General features: G+C 51.3%; 13 protein-coding genes and 1 CRISPR repeat array. Of the genes, 7 read left to right on the forward strand and 6 right to left on the reverse strand.

The window, feature by feature from the left end:
* Position 1: 1 nt before the first annotated feature.
* Complete coding sequence (galE, locus tag PGN_RS07685) at positions 2-1030, reverse strand: UDP-glucose 4-epimerase GalE (protein WP_012458408.1); 1029 nt, start codon at positions 1028-1030, stop codon at positions 2-4.
* Positions 1031-1039: 9 nt separating this feature from the next.
* Positions 1040-1645, reverse strand: coding sequence for a ribosome biogenesis GTP-binding protein YihA/YsxC (gene yihA, locus PGN_RS07690; RefSeq protein WP_005873828.1), 606 nt, complete (start codon positions 1643-1645; stop codon positions 1040-1042).
* A gap of 100 nt (positions 1646-1745) precedes the next feature.
* On the opposite strand from yihA, the gene PGN_RS07695 reads away from it, so the two are divergent.
* The 3 genes from PGN_RS07695 (at position 1746) to megL (ending at position 5173) form a co-directional block, all read left to right on the forward strand.
* The gene (locus tag PGN_RS07695; RefSeq protein WP_004584828.1) at positions 1746-2339 is read left to right on the forward strand and encodes a hypothetical protein; all 594 of its coding nucleotides are present in this window, start codon (positions 1746-1748) and stop codon (positions 2337-2339) included.
* Between the two features lie 2 nt (positions 2340-2341).
* Entirely contained in the window at positions 2342-3811 is a 1470-nt protein-coding gene (locus tag PGN_RS07700; RefSeq protein WP_012458409.1) for a purple acid phosphatase family protein, read from the forward strand.
* Between the two features lie 162 nt (positions 3812-3973).
* Complete coding sequence (megL, locus tag PGN_RS07705) at positions 3974-5173, forward strand: methionine gamma-lyase (RefSeq protein WP_005873786.1); 1200 nt, start codon at positions 3974-3976, stop codon at positions 5171-5173.
* 340 nt (positions 5174-5513) lie between these two features.
* On the opposite strand, the gene PGN_RS07710 is transcribed toward megL, so the two are convergent.
* The 3 genes from PGN_RS07710 to cas13b all read right to left on the reverse strand — a co-directional run bounded on the left by PGN_RS07710 (position 5514) and on the right by cas13b (position 11749).
* Positions 5514-6599 carry an IS5 family transposase gene (locus PGN_RS07710; RefSeq protein ID WP_012458410.1) on the reverse strand — a complete coding sequence of 362 codons (1086 nt, stop codon included), beginning with the start codon at positions 6597-6599 and terminating at the stop codon, positions 5514-5516.
* 731 nt (positions 6600-7330) lie between these two features.
* Positions 7331-7630: direct repeats of the CRISPR family, unit length 36 nt; unit sequence GTTGTGTGTACCCTTCGAATAGAGGGTAGATCCAAC.
* A gap of 209 nt (positions 7631-7839) precedes the next feature.
* Positions 7840-8385, reverse strand: a complete 546-nt coding sequence (csx28, locus tag PGN_RS07715) for a type VI-B CRISPR accessory protein Csx28 (protein WP_012458413.1) — start codon at positions 8383-8385, stop codon at positions 7840-7842.
* Positions 8386-8389: 4 nt separating this feature from the next.
* Complete coding sequence (cas13b, locus tag PGN_RS07720) at positions 8390-11749, reverse strand: type VI-B CRISPR-associated RNA-guided ribonuclease Cas13b (protein WP_012458414.1); 3360 nt, start codon at positions 11747-11749, stop codon at positions 8390-8392.
* Positions 11750-12036: 287 nt separating this feature from the next.
* Here cas13b and PGN_RS07725 point away from each other — a divergent pair, with 287 nt between their 5' ends.
* From PGN_RS07725 to PGN_RS07740, 4 genes are all read left to right on the forward strand, one after another.
* Complete coding sequence (locus tag PGN_RS07725; RefSeq protein ID WP_012458416.1) at positions 12037-12606, forward strand: IS1096 element passenger TnpR family protein; 570 nt, start codon at positions 12037-12039, stop codon at positions 12604-12606.
* 19 nt (positions 12607-12625) lie between these two features.
* Positions 12626-13528: a tRNA (adenosine(37)-N6)-dimethylallyltransferase MiaA gene (gene miaA / locus PGN_RS07730; protein ID WP_012458417.1), complete on the forward strand. Its 903-nt coding sequence runs from the start codon at positions 12626-12628 to the stop codon at positions 13526-13528.
* Positions 13529-13853: 325 nt separating this feature from the next.
* On the forward strand, positions 13854-15182 hold the full coding sequence (locus PGN_RS07735; RefSeq protein WP_230847017.1) for an ArnT family glycosyltransferase: 1329 nt from the start codon (positions 13854-13856) through the stop codon (positions 15180-15182).
* 27 nt (positions 15183-15209) lie between these two features.
* The gene (locus PGN_RS07740; RefSeq protein WP_012458419.1) at positions 15210-16169 is read left to right on the forward strand and encodes a glycosyltransferase family 2 protein; all 960 of its coding nucleotides are present in this window, start codon (positions 15210-15212) and stop codon (positions 16167-16169) included.
* Positions 16170-16179: 10 nt separating this feature from the next.
* On the opposite strand, the gene PGN_RS07745 is transcribed toward PGN_RS07740, so the two are convergent.
* On the reverse strand, positions 16180-17088 hold the full coding sequence (locus tag PGN_RS07745) for a DMT family transporter (RefSeq protein WP_021676670.1): 909 nt from the start codon (positions 17086-17088) through the stop codon (positions 16180-16182).
* Between the last annotated feature and the right edge of the window lie 48 nt (positions 17089-17136).

The following is a 17136-nucleotide window of genomic DNA, read 5'->3' on the forward strand; positions in this document are numbered from 1 at the left end:
ATTACTTCTCCGACAAGCGTTGCTGCCAACGCCATGCACTCAGCAGTGTGTCTTCCAACGACTCCAAAGCCTTCCAACCCAACACCTCATTGGCTTTCTTCGGCTCGGCCCATACCTGTTCGATATCGCCTTCGCGCCTTCCTACTATCCTATGAGGAACGGCAACGCCTGTCACCCGTTCGAAGGTACGGATAAGCTCCAGCACGCTCACGCCCCTACCCGTACCTATATTAAAGACTTCGAGCGAATCGCTCGCTTTCTCTTCATTCAGCATCCGTTCGATGGCAGCCACATGCGCTTTGGCCAAATCCACCACATAGATATAGTCCCGGATACAAGAGCCGTCGGGCGTGTCGTAGTCATCGCCGAAGACGCTCAGTTCGGCTCTGATGCCTGCCGCCGTTTGAGTCAAATAAGGGATCAGATTCTGTGGCACTCCGTTAGGAAGCTCTCCGATATGCGCCGTGGGATGTGCCCCGATCGGATTGAAGTAGCGCAGAAGTATAGCCTTGTACTCTGCTCCGGCATGGATAGCATCGCGGATAATCTCCTCGTTGATTTGCTTCGTATTGCCATAGGGAGAGAGAGCTTCCTGTATCGGAGCCTCTTCCGTTACGGGCAATACCTCCGGCTGTCCGTACACCGTACAGGATGAGGAAAATACGATCCCACGAGTGCCGAATCGCTCCATCAGTTCGAGGATATTCAGTAGTGAGAGGATATTGTTCCTGTAGTACAAAAGCGGCTTCTGCACCGATTCGCCTACGGCCTTGCTTGCAGCAAAATGAATGACGCCTGCTATATCGGGATGCGCCGTAAAGACGCGCTCCATCGCCTCCATATCATTACAGTCGGCCTCATAAAAATCGGGGCGAACCCCTGTAATCCGGGCTATACCGTCGAGCACAGCAACATTGGAGTTGGAGAAGTTGTCCACACTCACGACCCGATAGCCTGCCTGCTGTAGCTCCACAGTCGTATGGGATCCTATATATCCTGTCCCGCCGGTAACGAGAATCTTTCGTTTCATTTCGGTTTCTTATTTCGTAGCTAATTCTTGATTGATCGAGTCGATATAATCCAGCAATTCTTCCTTGCCCGTTTTCTTTTCGGAAGAGGTAATAAATACCGGAGGAAGTTCCTCCCATGTCTCCAGCAGTTTTTGCTTGTAAGCCTCCGTATTCTCTTTCAATCGGCTGAATGAGAGCTTGTCCGCCTTGGTGAATACGATGCTGAACGGAATCCCGTTCTCACCCAGCCATTGGAGAAACTCCAAGTCGATCTTCTGCGGTTCATGCCTGCAATCGATCAGGACAAAGAGACTGGAAAGCTGCTCGCGACAGAGGATGTACGTCTCGATGATCCTGCGCAAGGATTCCCTGTTGGACGCACCCAAACGGGCATATCCGTATCCGGGCAAATCGACCAGATACCACGAATCGTCGATGATAAAATGGTTGATCAGCTGCGTTTTACCCGGCTTTTGGGAGGTCATGGCCAGTCCCTTTTGGCCGGTAAGCATATTGATCAGAGAGGATTTGCCCACATTCGAACGGCCGATGAAAGCATATTCGGGGAGCCTCGTATCAGGACATTTGCGCACATCGGTATTACTGATTACAAATGCCGCCTTTTTTATTTCCATTCGGTTCTGTCGTTATTTATATACGGATAGCCGTACAATAATTATATCTTTGTGACATACAAAGATAGCTTTCTTTTACCGGTTAAGCCTCAATTAGAATATGAACAAATCGCTTATAATTCTTATCTATACCCTCGTTTGGGTTTTGCTCATCGTCTTGCAAAGTCTGGCATTGGAGAGCGCCAACCCCGGCACCCCCTCCTTTTGGAATACGCCCTCCGCTTATTATTCCGTATGGATCGTCGATGCCTATATCATAGCCCTGTACTATATCAATTATTTTCTGATAGCCCCATTCATGATCAAGAGGCACCTCTTTCGTCCCTATATCGTGCTATCGCTGGCCTTGGGCGGAATAGGCATGTTGCTTCCCGTCGTCTTCCACCACGCTTGGCAATGGACTATACCGGGCACGTCCGAAGGACAGATGCCTCTTTACGGGGAAGGCTTCATCGCCTCCATAGCGGCCATAGCCGTAGGGCTGTCCGTCCGCGGAGTCCGCGAGTGGGTGCGTCTGGCTCGTCGGAATACCAATCTGGAGATAGCACTCAAGAACAAGTCCATCGCATACGATCGTGCCGAAGCGCGGCTGCGTTCTTTGGAACAGCCGGTTTCTTTCCATAACCCCGGCACGGGAGCGAAAGCGGAAAACGCACCTTCCTCTACTCCTGTCAGTCCACAAACAAACGAATAGTCATGCGAAAGAAACGCTCCAATCCCTACTACAAAGTCAGCAGGCGGAAGTTCAGCAAACGAAATTCCGGACGCAGATATTCGAGAAAGAGGAGAAGAAACGGACGGCGATGGGGACTGATGATCAGTCTGCTCCTCCTTGTCGCCCTCGGTATCTGGATAGCCAAGCGATACAGGGCTTGGTTCGTTTCTCCGGCCGAAGTCGCCTACACCGTACCGCATACGATAGACAGGCTCACCCTGACACCGGGTGAGGATTTCCTTACCCAAAGGACGGTCAGCTGGCGGTGCGACACCCTGCCGCAAGACTCTTGGCTGGACTATCGCTCTCCGGACGGAGCGGATGCAGATACCCTGCTAATCTCACTGCCGGCCGAGGGAAAAGAAGTCCTCACCCGGGCCGGACGCAACTACTATTACCACGCTAAGATAAACGGACTCAAGCCCGGCCGCACCTATACCTACAGGGTCAAGACGGGAGAGCAGACATCGCCCTGGTACCGATTCTCCATTCCCGACAGTTCGGCTGCTACCGACTTCATCTATATCGGGGACGTTCAGGATCCGGGCAACGGAGGCAGTCAGGCTCTGCTCCAACGGCTGCGCACCCTGCATCCCACCCCCGATTTTCTGGCTTTGGGTGGCGATCAGATCGAAGGTCCCACGGATTTCTATTGGGAAGTATGGCATCGTGTCATAGGCGACTGGACGGCATCGACACCCGTCATCGCCGCTACCGGCAACCACGAGTATATCAAAGGACTGAAAAGACAGCTCGATCCCCGTTGGGTACCTCAGTACAACTATCCGGCCAATGGTCCCAAAGGCTTCGAGCGGCGTTCGTACTACATAGACTTCCCCCATATGCGGCTCATCGTCATGGACACCAACGACATCCAATGGCCGGCATCCGTATTCAACCACCGCACGTGGTTGAAAAACGCACTCGAAACCACCGTACAGCCGTGGAAGGTGGTCATGTTCCACCACGGAGTGTATTCGGTGCGGCAGGGACGCATGAACCCGATCATCCGCTACGGCTTCCGCTCCATTCTGGAGGAAGGCGGTGCCGACCTCGTCCTGCAAGGACACGATCATGCCTACTCCCGCATCACTACCAAGACGGAGTCCGGCACGAAGACGACACCCGTATATATCATCAGCAGCGCATCGCCCAAGCACTACCGCAACGGATTCTCCGAGCAGCACGACAGGATCGGCTCCGGCCTCTACCTCTATCAGACCATCCACGTCACGCAGGGAGAGATCCGCTACCGCTCCACCACCTTCGACAATCGCCCTTACGACGATCTGCACCTGAAGAAGCAGGGAGGCCGAACCACAGTCAAGGACAATGCCGAGGACTGGAAAGAGATCTTCGCTTTCGACAACTTTGCCGACAGCAAAAAAGGCCGTAAAAAGCGTGCCGACTATCGGCAGGCAGCCCAAGAACGAGCAGCCGGCCATCGGTAAGCGGACGATCGGTGGCGCGTAAAATCGGATCGAAAACGAACGAACAGCCACACTGCCAACAACTTTTCACTACCTTCGTTGCCGTAACGACAAAATAGAAATATAGACGATCCTCGGTCGAAAGGTCGCGCGGTCGTCGATTCTTCGATTAACTAACAAAAAATGAAAAAAGAAGACCTTATGCGTAGTGGCTTTGCCACACGTGCCATCCATGGAGGCGCTATCGAGAACGCCTTCGGCTGCTTAGCCACTCCCATCTACCAAACATCGACTTTCGTTTTTGACACTGCCGAACAGGGAGGCCGCCGCTTTGCCGGAGAGGAAGACGGATACATCTATACCCGTCTGGGCAACCCCAACTGCACCCAAGTGGAAGAGAAACTGGCCATGCTCGAGGGCGGAGAAGCCGCCGCATCGGCCTCATCCGGTATCGGAGCCATCAGCTCTGCCATCTGGGTATGCGTGAAGGCCGGCGACCATATCGTAGCCGGCAAGACGCTCTACGGCTGCACCTTCGCCTTCCTCACCCACGGACTGAGCCGCTACGGTGTGGAAGTCACCCTCGTGGATACCCGCCATCCGGAAGAGGTGGAGGCTGCCATTCGCCCGAATACGAAGCTCGTCTATCTGGAGACTCCGGCCAACCCCAATATGTACCTGACCGACATCAAGGCAGTCTGCGACATCGCTCATAAGCACGAAGGCGTACGCGTCATGGTGGACAATACCTACTGCACGCCCTATATCTGCCGTCCGCTGGAGCTGGGTGCCGACATCGTGGTACACAGCGCGACCAAGTACCTGAACGGACATGGCGACGTCATCGCCGGATTCGTCGTTGGTAAAGAGGACTACATCAAGGAGGTGAAGCTCGTCGGCGTCAAGGACCTCACGGGGGCCAATATGAGTCCGTTCGATGCTTATCTGATCAGCCGCGGCATGAAGACGCTGCAGATACGTATGGAGCAGCACTGCCGCAATGCTCAGACCGTAGCCGAATTCCTCGAAAAGCATCCGGCCGTAGAAGCAGTTTATTTCCCCGGACTTCCGAGCTTCCCCCAATACGAATTGGCCAAGAAGCAGATGGCACTGCCCGGAGCCATGATCGCCTTCGAAGTGAAGGGCGGTTGCGAAGCCGGTAAGAAGCTGATGAACAACCTGCACCTCTGCTCCCTCGCCGTGAGCTTGGGCGATACGGAAACCCTCATCCAGCATCCGGCCAGCATGACCCACTCGCCCTACACACCCGAAGAGCGTGCTGCCAGCGACATATCCGAAGGACTGGTACGCCTGTCCGTGGGTCTGGAGAACGTGGAGGACATCATCGCCGACCTCAAACACGGTCTGGACAGCCTGATCTAAACACCCCAAAGGCTGCATAAAGGCCTGACAAAAGACAATATGAACCCCGAAAGTCCGTCGACGGACTTTCGGGGTTCGCTTTTATATACCCGATCGGCGGCGGCTGTCTTTTGCCGGGTCGTTCTCGGAACTGAAAACAAGTGCGAAAAAAGTTTTCAACAACGAAGACGAGTTTGGAATCATTCCAAATAAGAGACCTTTGAAAAATAAGGAGATGGAGGGAAGAGGAGTTCTTGGCATAAAAGGAGCGAGTGAAAGGGGTGGCAGTAAGGAGTGAAAGTAGTTGTAAATCCCCCCTTTGAGGAGCTACTTGTACGAGCTCCTCAAGGGTGGTTATGCCTTATCCTACGGATGAGGACATAATTATCCCCGGGGTTCTGTATAAATTAAAGGCGATGCTTTCAAGAATGTTTTGAGTATGGGTCTTGGCAAGTCCCCGGTATCGACATCGTCCGCCATGAAACCACCGGCGAATACTGCCAAAGGTGCGTTCGATGGTGCTCCGTATCGGACCGATTGCTTTGTTTCGTTGCTTCTCTTCCTCGGTCAATGCCCTGTTGCATTGTGCCTTGTGCATGATGCCGTCTTGAAGGTGATGGGCTTGCAGGTAGGAACGATTTTCCCCGCAAGCATATCCTTTGTCCGCCAAGACGGCTGTGCCTTGAGGTATGTTTGCACCCTGCAATAGCGCAATAAACTCCTTCGTGTCACTGCGGTTCGCTGCTGTCGTTATCACCTTTTGAACAATGCCTTGAACATTGGCCGGACAATGCTTTTTGTATCCGTAGTGATAACGCTTTTGTTTGTACACCCAACGGGCTTCTTCATCCGTCCCTTTACGCCGGCGGACAACCTGTTTTTGATAATCCTCCTCTGCCTCTTTTTCCGCCTCGCTCCGATTGTCTTCTCTGTCGTCTGCGACTTCAATCGTAATGCTTCCGTTGGGTTTATGCGGCGTCTCCACAAGGCTTGCATCCACAAGCACCCCTTCCCTTACCGAAATGTGATGGCGGGAAAGTTGTTTGTTAAACTGCGCCAATAGTTTGTCCATGAGACCCAACTCTGTCAGTGCCGAACGAAATCGACTGATGGTGCTGTGGTCGGGAGATACCTCTTCCATCTTCAGCCCCAAGAATCGGGAAAAGGTGATTGAATCATTGATGCGCTCCTCCAAAGCACAATCACTGAGGTTGTACCATGTCTCCAAAAGCAACATCTTGAATAAGAGAATCACGTCATAAGCCGGGGCGCCGATGGCATTTTGTCGCTTCGTGTATTTCTTGTTGATCAGCGTCCTGATCGGACGCCAATCGATAAGCGTGTCAACCTGATTGAGGAAGTCGTTTTGTGCTTTGCGATAACGCTTTGAAAGGAGTGCGTCTGCAAATGTTACATGCTCATCGGTATTCTTGGATTGGTATGCCATGGGAGGAATATTATGCTGTTTTTAATGCTCAAATATACAAAATAACTCCCTATTATACAATGAATTAATAAACAAAATACACACCAATCGCCGTGCAAAGGTCTCAATAAGCACCTGTGAGAGAGCGGATACTGAAGCAGAGGAGATCGGAAAGCCGGGTCTTTCAGGTCTGGATTCGTTTTTCCAAAGGTCGAATCACGATTTATATATAAAGCTTTTTCGATTTGTATATATATCGTTTTCATTTTGTATATAAATCATTTTTAATTTATATATAAATCGATTGGGATAAATATATAGATTGTAAGCCCGATTTGATATAAATCGGGCAGCTCAAAAGGCCTTTAGGGGAGGTAAATAAAGAGGCACCCACCGAGTTCCTGCAGGAACTCGGTGGGTGCCTCATCTATTTCGAAGGGGTACGAAACGGCTCTCAAGCTCTACCGCTCATACAGCAGGCTTGTATCAGCCATACGCGCCGGCATATAACCACACAGGCCGAACGAAACCGGCCGAATAAGAATGCAGGGAAGAGAGGGATCGGAGCACATATCTATCATTCATTTAGTCGTTTACAAAGTCATTCCATAGAAAGGGAAAGCACTCCCCGGTACAAATTCACCGAAGAGGGGAGCAGCTTGTCCACCTGCAAATGTAGCGAAAAAGCCCAACGAGGAAGAATCCCCACACTACTGCACATTCCAACGTCCAAGCCACCAATCAAGAATCATGTTGTGTGTACCCTTCGAATAGAGGGTAGATCCAACCGTTACTTCGATGAAGACTACAACGAAACAGTTGTGTGTACCCTTCGAATAGAGGGTAGATCCAACTAATAAGGTAAAATATAGTAATCCTTTGCCGTTGTGTGTACCCTTCGAATAGAGGGTAGATCCAACGTAAAGAAGAAAAAAGATTAATTCCACTTGGTTGTGTGTACCCTTCGAATAGAGGGTAGATCCAACCTACTCGTGCTACACGAGTTAGTAAATGGAGTTGTGTGTACCCTTCGAATAGAGGGTAGATCCAACCTACCCCCATCGAATTTGAAACCGATTGAGAAGTCATCATTCCACAGAAAGTGAGTGACGGTAAGGCTTTGGAGCCACTGCAAGCCGGCGAAAAACAGTCTGTCATCATCATTTTAGTGGGATATTAGGATTGAAAAAATGACTCTCTACGGTCGGGTTTATGCTATTTTCTCTCAAAAAATCATTCCTATGCTCCTGGCGGTTCGCACTCAAAAGTTCAACGTTCGCTTCTTCAGTGCGATGGCTTCTCTAACGGTTTGGGTAAGCTCCTGATGAATGCTGATCATCCGTTCGGCCGTTTCGGGCTTGTTTATCACAACCCTCTCATCCGAGTTCTGCCTCTCCGAAAGCAAAAGGCCGTAAACGATACTTCTATACTCAAAGATACGGGAAATAATCTCTTTAGACAAGAAAATACCGTTCCCATTCTTATAAAATTCGTCCGTCAGTTCGGACAGGAATCCACGGATGCAGGCCGGCCTGAAATAATAGGTTTTCGCTCCGCCCCCTTTGGCCTTCTGCCATACCAATATGCTATCGGCATTCTCCGTATCGGTGGTGAAGCGCAGCAGCTTGTAGAAACTCCGGTGCGCCTCCAGCACGGCTTGGTATTTGCAGCGTTCGATATTCTCTATGCTCTCTTTGGAGAGCTTGCGCACGGCATAGCGATACGCCAGATATGCGGCAATGAAGATACCCGATAGCTTGATCAGCTGTACGCATATCGGTGTCCAACAAATAGTCATCGTCATCATTTTCTTATGCTTGTATGATTCGTTCTGCCATTTCTTTTGCCTGCTTCACTTCCTCGCTCAACCGGTGCGCGATGTTCAGCCCCATCCTTTCCTCTATGGCATCGGGGGAAGAGGGGTCGTACTTCCGAATAGACGAAAAGACGGCCTCGTCGTACATGGGATACTGATTGTGCGAGAAGGCATTGCGCACAGCGATCAGAAGCCGGACATTCCCGTGCAGATCCGGCCACTTGTCCAAGAGAGGATCCGACCAGCTTTCGAGCATCTTTCTGAAGTTCTTATCCGGCAAGTGAGGATATCGGGTCAGCAGGCTCTCTTCCAGCTCCAGCGTCTGCTCGAAGGCACAGACCCTTGCCGTCTGATACTTGGCCAGCTCGTACTCCACCCTGAGCTTGCTGATCGGGTACTGCTCCATCGCGAGTGCGCCGGTATCGACGAAAGAGAAAAGGCCGTTGAGCCGGCGATCCTTGACGAAGGATTTGAAATTGCCCTGCTTCAGCAGCTTGGTGTCCCTTTCTTCGATATAGACCGTCGCCAGAGGAGCCTGCTCCTTGTGTACATGGCCTCGGCTGTCGGCTCTGTACACGACCACGGGCAAGCGCATCGGCTTCACGCGGTTCAGTACATTGAGGTTTCCCTGCTCTTGGACGTCGGTCCGAATATCTTTCAGGTAGAGAGTACCGGTATCCAATCCCTCCACCTTGTTCTCTTCCATGAGATCCCTGCATATCATCCAAGTGATAATATCCTGATTCTTGACAAGGCGCAGTTCGCGCTCGAACTTCTGCCACGACTTGAAGTCGAGATAGGGGTGTTCTTTGGCTTCGAGTATTTCCTTTTTCAGTTTGGCGAGTCGGAACCGCTCCTTACCGCTCTCCCACTCTTCGGCACGCTTTTCTTTGCTCAGGAAGCGTCCTTTCTTGGGCTTGAGGCTGTTGCCTACATTGAAGGGGTAGTCATAGAAAGGCTGTACCCGATCTTTACAAGCCCGCTCGAAATACAGCGGAACGGCTTTGGCCATGAATCCGACTTCCTTGTATGACCCGACTTCATCGAGCCCCATCTCTATCAGGCAGTCTCTGACCGCTTCGGTAAAAATCCCGCGTGGCAGATGAAATTCGCCCTTCCAGCCTGCCACTAATGTCTGCCGATCGGTTTTGGGTTCCTTGAGCAGGAGGAAGCGGTGGTTCTCCACCCGATCGCTTCGTCCTATGCTTTGGAGAAAAGCCTTTCTTGCTTTCAGATAGCTGCGATAGAAGGACAGGATATTGGTATGGCTCTCCCACCGGGTCTCGTGCAGGAAAGGATGGGGATTGTTCCCTCCCGTCAGATTCATCTGGCGGAAATACGGTGTCAGACGCTCTTTCTCTCCACCGAAAAGGGCGAGGGCGCGCTGTAGCATCCGGTATTCGGTGCTGTTGGCCTTGCTATTGTTCAGAGGCTTGCCGCTCGTGTCTTTCGCCACGGGCTGAAAGCGCATCATATCCCGTACCAGCCAGTCGGCTATGACGCCCGACTTGGGCAGGCCGGCATTCTTTCTGCCGATCCTGATCTTTCGGTCGGTCTGCCGATCCAGCATATCCAGACGGTGATCCGTATCCACTATCATTTCCTGAAGTTTCTTGCGGACTTTCTCCTCCATATCCTTATGCTCTTGGGACAATATGCCGATCATTTGCCTGGGGAGATGTCCTCGCCGAATACCCTTGTCCGCCAAACAGGCATCCAACTCGTCGCGCGTATTGATTTCGCCTCGGGCGAAAGCATCGTAGACAGCGTACACATCCTCTATCACCCTCTTGATTCTTCCTTGCACCCTCTCGGCACTTGCCTCATCGGAATACTTTTCTCTCAGCAGGAAGTAGTAGAACATCATGGGCATCAGCTCATGTACGCTCAGGAAGGCTTCTGCCGTGAGCCGTTTGTCTTGGGCGTATTTGCTTCGCCCCGTTCGGGTTGCTCCTACCTCCGGCGACGGCCAAAGATGCTGTCCTTCCGGCACGAACCTCAGCCCGATCTTTCCTTTCTCGATATGATAGTGCGGAGTGGTTTGGGTGATATAGGGCTTGTCGCCGGTCTCGAAGTAGTCCAAATCCCGCACCAAACGCTTCCATTCTTCGGGTCTATGCTCCTCGGCGAAATCCTGTATTCGGCCGAAGCCGTACAGGTTGCGCGTCAGATGGCGGTCTTCCGGCTGCTCGCCGATGTTCTTCTTGTATATGGCGAAGTGGTAGGTGCCCAAATCTATATGGAAGCGGAGGGAAGTGAAGACTTTCTTCAGATCGAAGTATCGCAAGGCGAAGTAGGGGAAGCGATCCTGATGCCTGACCAGCGTGTTTTTGAAGGGGTCTTCTTCCGTACCGTCCGTATCGTCCTCATCGGACAGAATATCGACGGGTACTCGGAAACGCGCTCTATCCTCTTCGCGAAGACGATCGTACAACGACTTGGGACAGCGAACCAGTTCGTTCAGCATATCGAGCAGCATCCAGTCGTCCGTGCGCAGGCTCTCCAGTTTGAGCTTCGGCAAGGAGATCCGGCTCCGGCAGAAGACCTCGTTGGTCATCTGCTGGTAGGTTTCGGTGCCGCCCTTGAAGCCTCGGATCTTCTTTTGCATCCAGATGGCATCCCTTTTCTCAAGAAAGAGGGAGACGAAAAACAGCAGTCCGGCTTCCGTGACTTTCTCCTCTCTATCGACAAAATGGTGCTTGAAGAAGGGATTGTCGTTATTGCCGTACCTATCCTTCTTGCCTTTCCTGACAAGGTGGTTGAAGTGGCGGTGGGGATCGACCTTGTCGTTGTGCTCGTGATCTCTTTTCACCCGTTGCACACTCACATCGAAGACGTTGTACAGTCTCTGAAGCATGTTTCCATCAAACAAGGGCAATTCCGAAGATTCGGGATGTCGATAGTGGGAGTAGTAATTCCTGAAATCCTTGAGCTTTTGCAGAAAGTCGAACAGGATGCTCTTCAGATTGTCCAAGGAGAGTGCATTGGCTTGCAGTTCCTCCTTTTCTTTTTTCGTGAGTTCTTTCTTCTTGGAGGATTTGTTTCCGGAAGATTGGCTTTCGAAGAGTTTCTTTCCGTATGCGGCTCCTTCCAAAAAGGAGAAATGCTTCAGGATCAAACTTCTCAGCCGAGCTTTCCTCTCCAGATCGTTGTCGAGGTTTTTCCATTGGCCCTTGAAGAAGAGTATATCCTCATCGTTGGTTATATCGGCCTTGCTGTAGGCGAGCTGCCTGTCGATGTGGGCGAGGGTAATATAGGCGTTGTGACGTGCCAGATTGAAGAAAGCTGCCCAGAAATGTTTGTCCTCCAGCGTGTAGTAGGTACCGTTGTACGGTCTCTCGTTTTGTTCTGTCATATTCTAAAATAAGTGGTGTGGATCGATAAGCAGGCCTATCGGGTTTCGTCATGCGCCGAATGCCTGCCGTTTTATTTCATGGCTATAAAGTTACAACCATATTGACGAATATTCACATACCCAAACCCGGCTCTCTTTCAGCTCGCAAAGGAGCCGCAAAGCCTTCTTTCCAAAAGGGAAAAAGAGAAGGAAGTATGCTTTGATACCGTGGAAAGAGGGGGCGACAGAGGTCGCCTGTGTTTTTTTCCTACTTTTGGATTGCATAATCGATAAGCACAAACTACAATATGGTATTCAACTTTCTGATAGTTTCCGATGAGGTGGAAGATTTCCGCCGAGAGATAGCGATTGACTCCGAAGCTACCTTCCTCGACCTCCAAAATGCGATTCTGGACTCGGTGGGCTATTCGCACAGCGAGCTAACGTCTTTTTTCCTCTGCGATGAGGACTGGCACAAGGGGCAGGAGATTACGCTGATGGAGATGGACACGGCCTCGGATGAGGACTCATATGTGATGGAGAATACACGCTTGGAAGAGTTCATCGAGGACGAACACCAACGTCTCGTCTTCGAATTCGACTTGATGACGGAGCGTTACTTCTTTATCGAAGTGATGGACATAGTACCGGGCAAATCGCTCTCGGAGCCTAAGCTCCTCACGTCGGAAGGATTGCCTCCGCAACAAAGCTCTCTGGACGATCTGATGGATCCGACTGCCATTCCAACCAAGCAAGCCCGGGGATTGGATCTGGAAGAAGACTTCTTCGGCGACAGCGAGTACAATGAGGACGAGATAGACCGCGAGGGATTCGAGGGCTTCGATGAGATAACACCCGACCTGTCCGATAACTATTGACCCCGATACGTCCGGCGCATTGGAGACTCAGGATCATACGCTATATGTCCTCCTTGGTCCCACCGGTGTGGGCAAGACGGATCTGAGCCTCGACATCGCCGAACGTTTGGGCAGCCCGATCATCTCGGCCGACTCTCGACAGATATTTCGCGAACTGCCCATAGGAACAGCGGCACCCACTCCCGAACAGCGGGCGAGGGTGCCGCATCTTTTTGTCGGTACGCATAGCGTCAGGGACTATTATAGCGCGGGGATGTACGAGGTGGAAGTGCTCGAAGCTCTGAAAGAACTGTTCCGAAAGTATAGAGGGGTGCTCCTTACCGGCGGTTCGATGATGTATATCGATGCGGTTTGTCGGGGGATAGACGATATTCCCGACCCCTTTCCGGAGGTGAGGGAAGAGCTTTACGCCCGATACGCAGCGGAAGGATTGGATGGGATACTGGCACAGCTCCGGCTACTGGATCCCGATTACTACGCCAAGGTGGACAGACGGAACTATAAGCGAGTGATCCACGGTTTGGAGATATGCCTTTCGACCGGACGGCCGTTCTCCTCGTTCCACCGACATGAGGCCAAGGAGCGTCCGTTCCGAATCGTCAAGATCGGGCTTTACAGAGAACGCGAGGAACTTTGCAAACGGATAGACGCCCGTGTATTGGAAATGATGGAGCAAGGTCTGGAGGAAGAGGCTCGCGCCGTCTATCCCTTGCGCCATCTCAATGCACTCAATACGGTCGGCTACAAAGAAATGTTCGAATACTTCGACGGCTCGATCGATCGGGCAGAGGCCGTAAGGCGGATCCAACGCAACAGTCGCGTATATGCCCGCAAGCAAATGACATGGTTCAGACGCGACAGTACGATCCGCTGGTTCCATCCCGAAGCGGACAAAGGAACGGTCCTAACCCTTGTCACCTAAGCACTTTGTCATCGTCTATTATCTATTAAAAATGATTGTGCTTTGCCGATTTTTATCCTTAATTTTGCTCTAAACGTTTTCAACCCGAGTTGCCTGTAGAGAAACTTTCCAATAAACTTCAACTTAGTTCGCAGTATTTATGAAGTTATCATTTCAGAAAAAAAAGGCCTTTTCTCAAACGATAACAAGCCTTATTATCCTTGTCGTATTGTTTTTGTCTTGTATTCCCTACTTCTGTAAGTTAGACAGCTTGCCGATCCAATTGTGGGATGAGTCGCGTGTAAGCATGAATGCTCTTTGCATGTATTATAATGGAGACTGGGGCATGACATACTACTTAGATGAACCTGATATGTGGAATACCAAACCTCCTCTCTTGGTATGGCTTCAGGTGATTTTCATGAAACTATTAGGCCCCGGCGAACTGGCTATACGTCTGCCTTCTGCACTCGCAGCCGTTGCTACGGGTATCCTCTTGTTTTGGACGGCAAGAAAGGTCTACGGCAATAATTTGTCCGGTGTCATAGCGGCTTTCATTCTCTCGACCACGCCTCTGTTTGTGAACGCACATGGTATGCGTACGGGCGATTACGACTCTTTACTGTTATTCTGGGTTAGTGCTTTTATCTTTTGCTCGTTTTTCTGCAGTCAGGCATATCGACATGAACGGATCAAAGAAGCTCATCGCTACCTCTATATTGCAAGTCTGGCTCTTTCTTTGGCCGTTCTTACCAAGGGAGTACAGGCATTGATTGTGGTGCCCGCGGTGTTGGCTTTTGTGATCTTTTATGGAGGGCCCCGGCGTATTTTGAAGGACAAGCATCTCTATTTCGCCTTTTTGCTTTTCGTCCTGATTGCGGGTGCATGGTATCTGGGGCGCGAAATAAAAAGTGCAGGCTATTTGCAAGCTATATGGGAGAACGAGTTGGGAGGACGATACTTTGATTCCGATTCTCTTCTAAATCGCAAATCGGGATATTTTTATCCGACTTACCTCTGGGAAGAATACCGTTGGGGTACAGCCATTTTCGGAGGATGTTTGCTATATGCCGTCCTCTACGGACGCAAAAGGAGCAGGGTGTTTGCCTTGTATTTGGCTCTCTGCATCGTATTCTACCTGTCGATACTTTCTATGTCGGTCACTAAAATCTGGTGGTATATGCTTCCTATCATTCCTCCTATGACACTGATAATTGCCGGGATAGGCGTACCGGTCATGTACCGACTCAAAAAACTATACCGACCTGCCGTTATAGCTCCAGTCTCCTTGCTTCTGGTCGTATTTTTCTTCGCAATCCCCTTTGCCGGTATTATGAAAAAAATTCAGACCCATGAATCACAGGACGATTTAAGTAACTACCTCAGGCGATTGACCGAAATAGAGGATGAAAAAGAGATCCGGACTAATCCTTTGATCCTTGTTTACGGTGAAGAATATTATCAGCGTGCACCCCTCGCTTTCTATGTTCTCCAACTACAGAAAAGAGGGATCGAGGTGGAATACAAAAAGAGAGAAGAGCTGGAATCCGGCGATTTCGTTTGTGTAGCAGAGCAATGGGCACAAGAATATGTAGATGCGCGCTATCGATATGAAGAAGTCGGGAGAGAAGGGAAGGATATTAAGTTCCTCCGCATACTTGGACATCGCGAATGAAATACAAACAACCAAATACAATACATTATGAGCATCAATACCTCTTATACAAAAGATCTTTCCATCGTCGTGCCGATCTATAACGAAGAGAAAGGCATTCCCGAGCTGGTGCGGCGGTTGAGTGCGGCGGCGGCTTCGATAACGGAGGACTACGAACTGATCTTTGTCAATGACGGCAGCCGCGATGGTTCGATGGAGCTATTGCGCAGCCTGTGCAAGGGTGATGACCGTTTCTTCTACATCAACCTGAGTCGCAACTTCGGTCATCAGATAGCCGTGTCGGCAGGATTAGACCATGTGAGGGGAAAGGCTACGGTGATCATCGACGGCGACTTGCAGGATCCGCCGGAATTGATACCGGAACTGTATGCGAAATACCGTGAGGGTTACGAAGTGGTCTATGCACAGCGGAAGCATCGCGAAGGCGAAACGTGGTTCAAGAAAGCGACGGCCAAAGGTTTCTACCGGACGATGCGCAAGATCACATCTATCGATATGCCGCTGGATACGGGCGACTTCCGGCTGATCGACCGGAAGATCGTGCAGTGCCTGCGAGAGATGCCCGAGCAGAACAAGTTCCTGAGGGGACAAATCGCCTGGATGGGATTCCGCCAGACAGGGGTGCTGTTCGACAGAGACGAAAGGAAATACGGCCAAACGAACTATCCGCTCAGGAAGATGCTTGCCTTGGCCATCGACGGCATCACGGGATTTTCCAGCAGACCGCTCGAATGGGTGGCCCAATTAGGTGCCTGGGTTTCTTTGCTCTCGTTATTCGTGATCGTCTATGCCCTCATCTCGCACTTCCTGCTGGATAAGACGGTGAGCGGATGGACTTCCGTCATCGTAAGCTCCATGTTCTTGGGAGGAGTGCAGCTGATATGCCTTGGAGTGATCGGTACCTATATATCCAAGATCAACAAAAATATAGTCGCAAGGCCCCTGTACTTGGTGGCCGAAAGCAATATCGCAGCAGACGAACGGTAGCGAACGGCAGCTATCGTCTCCTCCTGCGGAGCATCAGTTCGAGCGGTTCGGAGAAGACGATAAGCCCGACGGCTATGAGGATACAGCCCATACCGACTATAGCGGAGGCCCCCAACACCTCGTCGAAGACCCACACACCTACCAATACGGACGTAAGCGGCTCCATAGCTCCCAGTGCAGAGGTGAGCGTGGAGCCGATGTTGCGTACAGCCACTACCAAAGCCAGATTGGAAATTACCGTCGGCACCAAAGCCAAGAGCAGGATATTGCCCCATGAAGCCGCGTCGGGAAGAGGAGCCACTTCGCCCTGTCTGACCAGGACGTTGATCAGGCAAAAACCTGCGGCTGCGACGAAGACGTAAAACGTCAGCCGTCGTCCCGGCATGATTCGGACCCGGCTCCGATTGACAAAGACGATATAGAGGGCATAGCAAAGCGCCGAGATGGCGACTATCACAAAGCCGGTAAGCCCTACCCGATCGCCCCCTCCCGTAAGGCCCATCAGCAGGCCCACGCCTATCAGGGCGATGAAAATGGCCGTCAATGGCACGGGCGAAAGTCTTTCCCCGAAGAAAAGAAGCATCAGAGCCGTGACGAACAGCGGATAGAGGAAGTGGATGGTGGTGGCTACACCGCTGGCCATATAGCCATAGCCGTGAAAGAGGAAAAGTGCCGTGCCGGCATACAAGAAGCCCAGCAATACCAGCGGCCCGATATCCGCACGGCTGACTTTGAAGCTGCCGCCCGAGAGGCGATGCAGTATACCGATGGCGATGGCTGCGAAGAAAAAGCGATAGAAGAGAATAAGCTCGAACGAAGCACCCTTAGCCGAAACCGGCAGCGTGAACAGGGGGATGAGCCCGAATGTGGCGGACGACAGTATACCGACCGCAAGACCGTAGAGGCGTGAAGATGTCATGAATGCTGCCGTAACGAATATTGAGGATTGATACTTATAATAATAAGG

Source organism: Porphyromonas gingivalis ATCC 33277, from assembly GCF_000010505.1.
GTDB classification, from domain to species: Bacteria; Bacteroidota; Bacteroidia; order Bacteroidales; family Porphyromonadaceae; genus Porphyromonas; species Porphyromonas gingivalis.